General features: G+C 72.1%; 10 protein-coding genes. 5 read left to right on the forward strand and 5 right to left on the reverse strand.

What is annotated here, in order from left to right; all coding sequences use genetic code 11:
• Positions 1 to 160: 160 nt before the first annotated feature.
• The 3 genes from ACIRQH_RS15560 (at position 161) to ACIRQH_RS15570 (ending at position 2,812) form a co-directional block, all read left to right on the forward strand.
• Positions 161 to 802: a DUF6758 family protein gene (locus ACIRQH_RS15560; RefSeq protein WP_355864996.1), complete on the forward strand. Its 642-nt coding sequence runs from the start codon at positions 161 to 163 to the stop codon at positions 800 to 802.
• Between the two features lie 179 nt (positions 803 to 981).
• Positions 982 to 1,839 (forward strand): PHP domain-containing protein, encoded by an 858-nt coding sequence (locus ACIRQH_RS15565; protein WP_388866899.1) that lies wholly within the window; start codon positions 982 to 984, stop codon positions 1,837 to 1,839.
• A 367-nt stretch (positions 1,840 to 2,206) separates the two neighbouring features.
• Complete coding sequence (locus tag ACIRQH_RS15570) at positions 2,207 to 2,812, forward strand: MarC family protein (RefSeq protein WP_358815608.1); 606 nt, start codon at positions 2,207 to 2,209, stop codon at positions 2,810 to 2,812.
• Between the two features lie 145 nt (positions 2,813 to 2,957).
• Here ACIRQH_RS15570 and ACIRQH_RS15575 read toward each other — a convergent pair whose 3' ends face one another.
• Positions 2,958 to 3,110, reverse strand: coding sequence for a hypothetical protein (locus ACIRQH_RS15575; protein ID WP_106983652.1), 153 nt, complete (start codon positions 3,108 to 3,110; stop codon positions 2,958 to 2,960).
• A 226-nt stretch (positions 3,111 to 3,336) separates the two neighbouring features.
• Here ACIRQH_RS15575 and ACIRQH_RS15580 point away from each other — a divergent pair, with 226 nt between their 5' ends.
• Positions 3,337 to 4,233, forward strand: coding sequence for an NYN domain-containing protein (locus ACIRQH_RS15580; protein ID WP_358815609.1), 897 nt, complete (start codon positions 3,337 to 3,339; stop codon positions 4,231 to 4,233).
• Between the two features lie 145 nt (positions 4,234 to 4,378).
• Here ACIRQH_RS15580 and ACIRQH_RS15585 read toward each other — a convergent pair whose 3' ends face one another.
• Both ACIRQH_RS15585 and ACIRQH_RS15590 read right to left on the reverse strand, forming a co-directional pair.
• A complete protein-coding gene (locus tag ACIRQH_RS15585) occupies positions 4,379 to 5,248 on the reverse strand; it encodes an alpha/beta fold hydrolase (RefSeq protein ID WP_388866895.1) in 870 nt (289 codons plus the stop codon).
• A gap of 169 nt (positions 5,249 to 5,417) precedes the next feature.
• Positions 5,418 to 7,709, reverse strand: a complete 2,292-nt coding sequence (locus ACIRQH_RS15590; protein WP_404226134.1) for a DEAD/DEAH box helicase — start codon at positions 7,707 to 7,709, stop codon at positions 5,418 to 5,420.
• 472 nt (positions 7,710 to 8,181) lie between these two features.
• Between ACIRQH_RS15590 and ACIRQH_RS15595 the strand changes: the two genes are divergently transcribed.
• The gene (locus ACIRQH_RS15595) at positions 8,182 to 8,943 is read left to right on the forward strand and encodes a ferritin-like fold-containing protein (protein WP_388866890.1); all 762 of its coding nucleotides are present in this window, start codon (positions 8,182 to 8,184) and stop codon (positions 8,941 to 8,943) included.
• A 164-nt stretch (positions 8,944 to 9,107) separates the two neighbouring features.
• Here ACIRQH_RS15595 and ACIRQH_RS15600 read toward each other — a convergent pair whose 3' ends face one another.
• The gene (locus ACIRQH_RS15600; RefSeq protein WP_358815613.1) at positions 9,108 to 9,377 is read right to left on the reverse strand and encodes a hypothetical protein; all 270 of its coding nucleotides are present in this window, start codon (positions 9,375 to 9,377) and stop codon (positions 9,108 to 9,110) included.
• 198 nt (positions 9,378 to 9,575) lie between these two features.
• Positions 9,576 to 9,803: a DUF3107 domain-containing protein gene (locus tag ACIRQH_RS15605; protein WP_028801993.1), complete on the reverse strand. Its 228-nt coding sequence runs from the start codon at positions 9,801 to 9,803 to the stop codon at positions 9,576 to 9,578.
• Positions 9,804 to 10,061 lie beyond the last annotated feature (258 nt).

Consider the following 10,061-nt stretch of genomic DNA (forward strand, 5'->3'; position numbering starts at 1 on the left):
CCCGCTCCTTCACTGCGTACCGCCAGATCGTTGTGTTATACACACAATAAGTTAGGTGGGCTAATTAATGCAAGGTACACGCAGTTTTGCCGTGTCAGGCACGCGCCGGACGGGTGATCGTCCTTGACGCGGGGAAGGACGGGGAGGACCGTTGGACCCTATGAGGGGCGAACCCAGTTGCCCGAAGTGTGGTGGCCGGGTCAGGGCTCCCGGCCTCTTTGCCGACTCGTGGCAGTGCGATGTGCACGGCACGGTGCATCCGCTGCAGCCCGTGATCCCGCCCAGCGTCGAGGCCCTCGGTGTGGTCGTGCACCGCGCCCGGGTGCCGGTGTGGATGCCCTGGCCGCTGCCCGTCGGCTGGCTGTTCACCGGCGCCTCCTTCGCCGGGGACGACCGCAGCGGAGGCCGGGCCACCGCTGTCGCCTGTTCGGGCCCCGGACCACTCGGCGGCATGGGTGAGCTGATCCTGGTCGCCGAGGAACTCGGCGTGGGCCTCGGCGCCCGGTACGCGGGCGTCGACGGACCGGACCCCGGCCCGTACATGAACGTCGAGAAGCCCCCGCAGGCGAAGGTCCTCGCGGCCGGCCGCCCCACCCCCCTCTGGCATGTGCCCAGCGCTCCCGACGACCGCGCCGTCTTCGCGGGCGAGGCGCTCGGGCTGTGGCTGTGGGCCGTCGTCTGGCCCGAGCAGACCGGGCTGCTGATGTACGACGAACTGGTGCTGACGGATCTGCGGGACGCCGGCGCGGAGGTCGATCTGCTGCCCTGCGGAGCGCTGTCCCCCCGGATCCTGGAGCCCTAGGGCCTGCCTCGAGGGGCTTCCGCCCCGGGCCGCGATGTCCGGAGGTGCCGTGTTCCCGCCCGGGAGGCGGGTGTGGACGGTAGGGGGTGCTCGGGCGGTTCGGGTGTGACAGGAGTGCCTCGGGTTCCCGTTATCCTTGAGCGTCCCCGTCCGTCCCGTCACCGCTTGGAGTCCGCGTAGTGCGCATCGACCTGCACGCCCACTCCACCGCGTCCGACGGCACGGACACCCCGGCCGAGCTGGTGCGCAACGCAGCCGCCGCCGGACTGGACGTCGTCGCGCTGACCGACCACGACACCACCCGCGGATACGCCGAGGCCGTCGCCGCCCTGCCCGAGGGGCTCACCCTCGTCACCGGCGCCGAACTCTCCTGCCGCATCGACGGCATCAGCATGCACCTGCTGGCCTACCTCTTCGACCCCGAGGAGCCCGCCCTGCTCGCCGAGCGCGAACTGGTGCGGGACGACCGGCTGCCGCGCGCCCAGGCCATGATCGCCAGGCTCCGGGACGCGGGCGTGCCGATCAGCTGGGAGCAGGTGGCGCGTATCGCGGGCGACGGGTCCGTCGGCCGCCCGCACATCGCCTCCGCGCTCGTCGAACTGGGCGTCGTCGACACCGTCTCCGACGCCTTCACCGAGGAGTGGCTCGCCGACGGCGGCCGCGCCTACGTCCCCAAGCACGAGACCGACCCCTTCGAGGCGATCCGGCTCGTCAAGGGAGCCGGAGGCGTCACGGTCTTCGCGCACCCCGCGGCCGCCAAGCGGGGCCGCACCGTGCCCGAGCCGGTGATCGCCGAGCTCGCCACGGCCGGCCTCGACGGCATCGAGGTCGACCACATGGACCACGAGCCGTCCACCCGCGCCCGGCTGCGCGGCCTGGCCGCCGAACTGGGGCTGCTCACCACGGGCTCCTCCGACTACCACGGCAGCCGCAAGACCTGTGTGCTCGGCGAGTTCACCACCGACCCCGAGGTCTACGGAGAGATCACCCGCCGCTCCACCGGGGCGTTCCCCGTCCCGGGCGCCGGCGGAGCCTGATCCCGGACGCTCGGCTCCAGGTCCGTAACGGCGGGCGGACACCCGCCGGCCACCGGTCGCCCACGCGCGACCGACGTGATCCGGATCCCCACCGGTACGGCGCATCCGCCGTACCGGACGGTCCTTCCCTGTAGGCGCTCCGTCGGATCCGGACGGTCCGTGCCGCCCCGCCGCACACCTGGCCCGCAGGGCCGGTCCCGTGCCGTCGAGGCGCACAGGCCCCCGGTGCCGGTCCGGTCCCGCCGCCCGGCGCTCGTACGCGGCCCGTACGCGCCAGGTCCCGTCCCGCCCCGCGGGACGCCCGCCCACCCCGGCGGACGGAACACCCGTCCGCCCCCGCTCACCACGCGCAAGGCTCTTCCTCACCATGTTCGACGTCGCCGTCTTCGGCTCCCTCTTCCTCACGCTCTTCGTCATCATGGATCCCCCCGGGATCACCCCGATCTTCCTGGCGCTCACCGCGGGCCGCCCCGCCAAGGTGCAGCGGCGGATGGCCTTCCAGGCGGTCTGCGTCGCCGGCGGCGTCATCACCGTCTTCGGGCTCCTCGGCCACCAGATCCTGAACTACCTGCACGTCTCCGTGCCCGCGCTGATGATCGCGGGCGGACTGCTGCTCCTGCTCATCGCCCTCGACCTGCTGACCGGCAAGACCGACGAGCCGAAGCAGACCAAGGACGTCAACGTCGCGCTCGTCCCCCTCGGCATGCCGCTGCTCGCCGGGCCCGGAGCGATCGTGTCCGTGATCCTCGCGGTGCAGAAGGCCGACACGGTCGCCACCCAGGTCTCGGTGTGGACCGCGATCCTCGCCATCCATGTCGTGCTCTGGATCGTGATGCGCTACTCGCTGCTGATCATCCGTGTCATCAAGGACGGCGGCGTGGTGCTCGTGACCCGGCTCGCGGGCATGATGCTCTCCGCGATCGCGGTGCAGCAGATCATCAACGGCGTCACCCAGGTGATCCGCGGGAGCTGACTCCCCGCCGCCCCCCGAACACACGCAGAACCCCGCACGGCATACATGCCGTACGGGGTTCTGAAGTCTCTGGATCAATAGACGGCCGCGGTCCGCAGCGCCGCGTCTCGGCGCCACCACTCGCGTCCTCGCACTACGGGAAGTATTACGAAGCGGTCGAATCGGCGGGGCGGATCCACAGGCGCTGTCCGATGGCGGCGGCCTGCTGAACGATCCTGTTGACGGAGGCGGCATCCACGACAGTGCTGTCCACGGGGGTTCCGTCGACATCGTCGAGTCGCATGATTTCGAAGCGCATGGGCTTCTCCCTTCGTCTGGTCATCCTCCTGAGGAGAACTACTTGTATGAGGGGGCCGCGGCATCGCTGCCTCGGCCTCCGTATGTATCCAACGGGATGCTTGTTACAAACATTCCCTACGCTAAGGAAATTTTTCGAGAACCTAATTACTGAGTGGTAAGCAGGGTGGCGGAGACTGACCGCCGCCGGTTGTGTTCGCAGCGTGACCGCCGGGACAATGGTGCTGATGAACGACGACCACGCGGCGCTCGCCGCCCGCATCGACCGCACGAACGAGCTGCTCCAGCGCATGCTCGCCGAGGTGGCGAAGACTCCCTCCACGCACGCGATCTTCGTCGACGCCGGCTATCTGTACGCGGCGGCGGGACGGCTCGTCGCCGGCACGGAGGACCGCCGTTCGTTCGACCTGGACACCGAGGGCCTCATCGAGGCACTCATCGACCGGGCCCGCACGATCTTCGCCGACAGCCGGCTGCTCCGCGTCTACTGGTACGACGGCGCCCGGCGCCGCATCCACACCTCGGAGCAGCAGTCGATCGCCGAACTCCCGGACGTGAAGGTCCGGTTGGGCAACCTGAACGCCAACAACCAGCAGAAGGGCGTCGACTCACTCATCAGGTCCGACCTGGAATCCCTCGCCCGGCACCGCGCCATCAGCGACGCGGCCCTGCTCGGCGGCGACGAGGACCTGGTCTCCGCGGTCGAGGCGGCGCAGGGGTACGGGGCCCGGGTCCACCTCTGGGGTATCGAGGCGCCCGAGGGCCGCAACCAGGCGGAGCCGCTGCTCTGGGAGGTCGACAGCCAGCGCACGTTCGACCTCGACTTCTTCAAGCCGTACGTGTCCCGGCGAACCGCCCAGTCGTACGACCCGACGGCGGCGGTACGGCCCAGCCGGGAGGACGTGCGTTTCGTGGGCGCCCAGATCGCCGCGAAGTGGCTCGCCGCGCGAGGCCGGGAGTCCCTCGTGGAGCTGCTGCCCGGTCATCCCTACCTCCCGGGATCGGTCGACCAGGACCTGCTGGTCGAGGCCGAGGGGCTGCTCCAGTACTCGTTGCGCGGACAGTCGGACCTGCGCCGCGCCCTGCGGGACGGATTCTGGGAGCACCTTCAGGCGCAGTACTAGACGGGTCCGGGCGTGCGGCGCGGAGCAGACGTCCGTGCTGCGGGGTGGTGTTCGAGTGCCACCGTTCGGCGACGCGTGCCCCGGCCGTCCGCCGGTCCTCCGCCGGTCCTCTGGCGGTCCTCCGTCAGCCGTCCGTCGCGTGCCGTCAGTCGGCCGTCGTGTCCCAGAAGGCGGCCAAGGCGCGGGCGGTCTCCAGCGGCTGATCCGTGTTGGGGGAGTGCTCCGCCCCTTCCACGACCGTACGCCGGGCGTCGAGCCGTACGGCCATGTCGTCCAGCAGGTGCACGGGCCAGGCGTCGTCGTGCTCGCCGGAGACCACGTGCTTGGGCAGCGGCACGGCGGCCAGTTCGGCGACGCGGTCGGGTTCCGTGCAGAGCTGGCGGCCCGTGGCGACGAGCTGGGCCGGGCTGTTGGCGAGCCAGCGGCGGCGCAGGGCGTCGAGGTCGTCGAGCCCCGCGTCGAGTCCGCCGGTGTCGGTCTCCTCGGGCGGTTCCATCGCCCGCATCGCCTCCCACACCTCGTCCATGCCCATCACCGCGAGCGCGTCCCGCAGCAGCTTCACGCGCTGCTGCTGGGGCGTGGAGACCTGCGCGGGACCGGTGGCCATGACGGTCAGCGAGAGGAACGGCGAGGGGTCGAGCAGCACCGCCGCCCGGGCGATGTGACCGCCCAGGGAGTGCCCCAACAGGTGGACGGGGACGCCGATCGCGGCGGCCTGCGCGAGGACGTCCCGCGCCAACTCGCTTTGCGCGTAGGGAGTTTCGTCGTCCAGTGGCCCGCTGCTCTCGTACTGCCCGCGCCCGTCGACGGCCACCGTCCGGTAGCCCGCCGCGGCGAGCGGCGTGTGCAGCGCGATGAAGTCCTCCTTGCTGCCGGTGAACCCGGGCAGCAGCAGCACGGTCCCCTTCAGAGCCCCGTGCCCCGCCGCGTCGAGCACGGCGAACTCACCGCGGGCGGTCGCCAGGCGGTATGCGCGGACACCTGCGGGCGGGACGAACGTGTGGGGCCTGCTCATGAACAGGAGGCTATAGGGCACCGGTGAAGGCCGCTCGGGGAGGTGAGGGGCCCGGGGCCCGGCCCGCCGTGGCAGGGCGGCCCACGCCCGGACGGGTGCACCGTCCGGGGCCAAAAACGCCGACGGCCCGGTCCCACCGGGAGGTGGGACCGGGCCGTCGGGCAGGGGATCAGCTCTCCGCGGGCTCCGTGGCGACCGCCTTGCGGGTGCGGCGGCGGGTGGCCGGCTTGGCCTCCGCGTCGTCGGTCGCCTGGGCCGGGATGTCGGCGTCGGCGACGGCCTTGCGGGTGCGTCGGCGGACGGGCTTGGCCTCGGCCGTCTCGGCGGTCTCGGCCGTGTCCGTGTCGGTGGTCGCGGCCTTGGCGCGGGTGCGCCGCGGCTTGGCCGGGGCCTCCGCGACACCCTCCGCCGTGTCGACCACGGCCTCGGCGGCCTTGCGGGTGCGGCGGCCGGTGGCCGGCTTGGCCTCCGCGTCGTCCGTGGCCTGGGCCGGGATGTCGGCGTCGGCGACGGCCTTGCGGGTGCGTCGGCGGACGGGCTTGGCCTCGGCCGTCTCGGCCGTGTCCGTGTCGGTGGTCGCGGCCTTGGCGCGGGTGCGCCGCGGCTTGGTCTCGGCGACCGCCTCGGCAACCTCGGTCGCGGCGGCCTCGACGGTGTCGACGACGGCCTCCGCGGCCTTGCGGGTCCGGCGCCGCACGGGCTTGGCCGGCGCTTCGGTCACCTCGGCGGTCTCGACGACCGCCTCGGTGACGGGCGCGGCCTCGGCGGTCTTGCGGGTCCGACGGCGGGCCGGCTTGGCCGGCGTCTCGACGGCGTCCGCGACAACCTCGGCGGCGACGCTCTCGACCACGGCCTCGGCCGCGGTCACCGCGGCTTCGGCGTTCTCGATCGCCTCGATGCTCTCAGCGGTCTTGCGGGCCCGGCGACGGCGCGGCCTGGCCGCCTCGTCGGTGACGCCCTCGGCCGTCGCCACGGCGGTCACCGCGGCCTCGGCCACCGGAGCGGCCGCGGGGGCCACCTGCTCGGAGCCCGATGAACCGCGCGTACGACGGCGGCGGCGCGGCGTCCGGGGCTCGGTGGCCCCTTCCGACGCGGGAGCCTCCGTGGTGCCCTCGGGAGCCGCGGAAGGCGCCGCGGACGGCTCACCGTTACGCGTACGACGCCGACGGCGCGGGGTGCGCTCCGAACGGTCACGCTCGTGCTCGGTGGTGGCGGGGGTCGCCGGCGCGGCCGAACGGCCACCGCGGCCACGCGGACCGCCACGGCCACCGGTCTCGCCCAGGTCCTCGACCACCTCGGCCGCGAGCCCGGCGCGGGTGCGCTCGGAACGCGGCAGGACACCCTTGGTGCCGGCCGGGATGCTCAGCTCCTCGAAGAAGTGAGGAGAGGTCGAGTAGGTCTCCGGCGGGGCCGGGAAACCGAGGTCCAGCGCCTTGTTGATCAGCTGCCAGCGCGGGATGTCGTCCCAGTCGACGAGGGTGATCGCGATGCCCTTGGCACCCGCGCGGCCGGTGCGGCCGATGCGGTGCAGGTACGTCTTCTCGTCCTCGGGGGACTGGTAGTTGATGACGTGGGTCACGCCCTCGACGTCGATACCGCGGGCGGCGACGTCGGTGCAGACCAGCACGTCGACCTTGCCGTTGCGGAAGGCGCGCAGCGCCTGCTCGCGGGCGCCCTGGCCGAGGTCGCCGTGGACCGCGCCGGACGCGAAACCGCGCTGCTGGAGCTGGTCGGCGAGGTCGGCCGCCGTGCGCTTGGTGCGGCAGAAGACCATCGCGAGACCGCGGCCGTCGGCCTGCAGGATCCGCGAGACCATCTCCGGCTTGTCCATGTTGTGCGCGCGGTAGACGAACTGCTTCGTGTTCGCGACCGTCGCGCCCACGTCGTCCGGCTCCGAGGCGCGGATGTGCGTGGGCTGCGACATGTAGCGGCGCGCGAGACCGATGACCGCGCCCGGCATGGTCGCCGAGAACAGCATCGTCTGGCGGCGGGGCGGCAGCATGTTCATGATCTTCTCGACGTCGGGCAGGAAGCCCAGGTCGAGCATCTCGTCGGCCTCGTCGAGGACGAGCGCCCTGATGTGGCCGAGGTTGAGTTTCTTCTGACCCGCGAGGTCCAGCAGGCGGCCCGGGGTGCCGACGATGACGTCGACGCCCTTCTTCAGGGCCTCGACCTGGGGCTCGTAGGCGCGGCCGCCGTAGATGGCGAGGACGCGCACGTTGCGGACCTTGCCGGCGGTCAGCAGGTCGTTGGTCACCTGGGTGCACAGCTCGCGCGTCGGGACGACGACGAGGGCCTGCGGGGCGTCGGTCAGCTGCTCGGGCGTCGCCCGGCCCGCCTCGACGTCCGCGGGGACGGTGACGCGCTCCAGGAGCGGGAGGCCGAAGCCCAGCGTCTTGCCGGTGCCGGTCTTGGCCTGGCCGATGACGTCGGAGCCGGAAAGGGCCACCGGGAGCGTCATCGCCTGGATGGGGAAGGGGTTGATGATGCCGACGGCCTCAAGGGCTTCGGCCGTCTCGGGAAGGATTCCGAGCTCTCGGAAAGTCGTAGTCAGGGTGCTGCCTCTTCTGTGTACGCGGTGCGAGGCGAGCGCGGGGGTCGTGACGGGACCGTGCCGGGGACGTCGGCCGCTCTGTGACGGGCGGGCCGAGTGGCATGGGACCACTGCCGACGCTCGAGCTCTCGTGCCGCTGAGGGTTCCCTCCGGATGTCGTACGCAATGTGCCGTACCGACGAGGAGGGCTGTCGGGTCGGAGCCGATCGGGCCACCGACCGGGCATCCTCATTCGTGCGGCCCGACACGTACTCGCCGGGCGCATTACCACCATACCCCGGAATCGCGCATATGCGATGGCCGGTTTGGTCACGTAGTCGCCGTCACGCTGGTTGACCAGGGACTTCCCCCGTGCGGTGAGAGGGCTATTGTGCGCTTCATGACGACGCCTGACAACGCCGCTGAGAAGCCCGCCGACGCCCCCGCAGACACCGCTCCGACGGCCACCGCAGTCGCCGCGCAGAACTGGGACACGGCCTCCGCCGACCCGCAGTACCGCGCCGCGGTGGTGGACCTGCTCGGAGCGCTCGCGTACGGCGAGCTGGCGGCGTTCGAGCGCCTCGCCGAGGACGCCAAGCTGGCGCCCACGCTCAGCGACAAGGCGGAGCTGGCGAAGATGGCGTCGGCCGAGTTCCACCACTTCGAGCAGCTGTCGGACCGGCTCTCCGCGGTCGGCGCCGACGCCGGGCAGGCCATGGACCCCTTCGTCGCCGCCCTCGACGGCTTCCACAAGCAGACGGCTCCCTCGGACTGGCTGGAGGGTCTCGTCAAGGCGTACGTCGGCGACTCGATCGCCAGTGACTTCTACCGTGAGGTCGCCGCCCGCCTCGACTCGGACACCCGTGGGCTGGTCCTCGGCGTCCTCGACGACACCGGGCACGCGAGCTTCGCCATCGAGAAGGTGCGCGCCGCGATCGACGCCGACCCGCGCGTGGGCGGCCGGCTCGCGCTGTGGGCGCGACGGCTGATGGGCGAGGCCCTGTCGCAGTCGCAGCGTGTGGTCGCCGACCGCGACGCCCTGTCGACGATGCTCGTGGGCGGCGTGGCGGACGGGTTCGACCTCGCGGAGGTCGGCCGGATGTTCTCCCGCATCACCGAGGCGCACACCAAGCGGATGGCCGCGCTGGGGCTGGCGGCCTAGGACGGGCGGGCTCGGACAGGGGTCCTGGCCTCCGGGGTCACGGACCCGTCCTGGGTGCTGGGTGCGGCGGACGGCTGCGCGGCGGCTATCCGCGCGGCTGCCGCTCCCTCTCGCGTTCGCCGTGGCGCCCGCGCGATCGGAATCCGCGGATGCCGCGGAACGGATCAGGCGGTCGCCGAGTGCCGGCGAAAACGCTCCTCCGGGCGGAGCAGCAGCGACAGCAGCGCCGCGGAGACGGCCACCGCTCCGACGAGGATGACGAGGTAGTGGCCCGAGCCGAGCGCGGTGTGCGTCAGGAAGGCGCCGAACAGTCCTCCCGCCACTCCCGTCGACAGGACCAGACTGCGGGCCGGCAGACGGTGGGGCAGGCGGTACGAGGCCGCCCACGCCAGAGCCAGACCCAGCAGTGCGGAGCCGAGCGCTTCCAAGAACATGGCGGGGTGTCCCTCCCTCACGGCCGGTGCAAATCGGTCGTAGCCGGTCCTACCCGTGGCGTGCGGAACGCAACCCTCCCCTGTGCTCGAACTGTGCTCCATCTGTGGAGGAGTTCGCGCGGGGCGGAATGCACGCGAAGGGTCCGGTGACATCGCCACCGGACCCTTCGTGTACCTCCGTGCCGCTCTGCGAACCTCTTACAGAGCGCTGAATCCGACCTTGCGCTGCGTGGGCTCGCCGAGCTCCACGTAGGCCAGGCGGTCGGCCGGAACCAGGACCTTGCGGCCGTGGTCGTCCACGAGGCTGAGCAGCTGCGACTTGCCGGCCAGCGCCTCCGACACCGCGCGCTCGACCTCTTCCGGGGTCTGACCGCTCTCCAGAACGATCTCGCGGGGCGCGTGCTGCACGCCGATCTTGACCTCCACGGCTTTGTCCCTCCGACGGTCAGTCATGTGCGCGTTCGTACGCGCCGTACGCAGCACACATTAGCCCGGTGAGGGGGCCCGCACGTTCCGCCCGGGAACGCCAGGAGCGAACAGGGGGCGGGAACAAAGAAGCGGGCGGGGGGGGGGGCCCCCCCCCCCGGGGGGGGGGGGGGGTTGAACCGCGCCGGGCCCCCGCAATTGGGGGCGAATCCGGGCACCCGGGCAACCCCCAAACCCCCCCCCGCCAGCGCGCGCCAC

The sequence above is a fragment of the Streptomyces sp. NPDC102279 genome, from assembly GCF_044766365.1.
Taxonomy (GTDB): Bacteria; Actinomycetota; Actinomycetes; order Streptomycetales; family Streptomycetaceae; genus Streptomyces.

Bases quoted from the DNA above. Each gene is read 5' to 3' on its own strand.
- ACIRQH_RS15575 (WP_106983652.1), bottom strand. From the start codon at position 3,110: ATGCGCTTCGAAATCATGCGACTCGACGATGTCGACGGAACCCCCGTG.
- ACIRQH_RS15590 (WP_404226134.1), bottom strand. From the start codon at position 7,709: ATGACGCTCCCGGTGGCCCTTTCCGGCTCCGACGTCATCGGCCAGGCC.
- ACIRQH_RS15570 (WP_358815608.1), top strand. From the start codon at position 2,207: ATGTTCGACGTCGCCGTCTTCGGCTCCCTCTTCCTCACGCTCTTCGTC.
- ACIRQH_RS15560 (WP_355864996.1), top strand. From the start codon at position 161: ATGAGGGGCGAACCCAGTTGCCCGAAGTGTGGTGGCCGGGTCAGGGCT.
- ACIRQH_RS15580 (WP_358815609.1), top strand. From the start codon at position 3,337: ATGAACGACGACCACGCGGCGCTCGCCGCCCGCATCGACCGCACGAAC.
- ACIRQH_RS15600 (WP_358815613.1), bottom strand. From the start codon at position 9,377: ATGTTCTTGGAAGCGCTCGGCTCCGCACTGCTGGGTCTGGCTCTGGCG.
- ACIRQH_RS15585 (WP_388866895.1), bottom strand. From the start codon at position 5,248: ATGAGCAGGCCCCACACGTTCGTCCCGCCCGCAGGTGTCCGCGCATAC.
- ACIRQH_RS15595 (WP_388866890.1), top strand. From the start codon at position 8,182: ATGACGACGCCTGACAACGCCGCTGAGAAGCCCGCCGACGCCCCCGCA.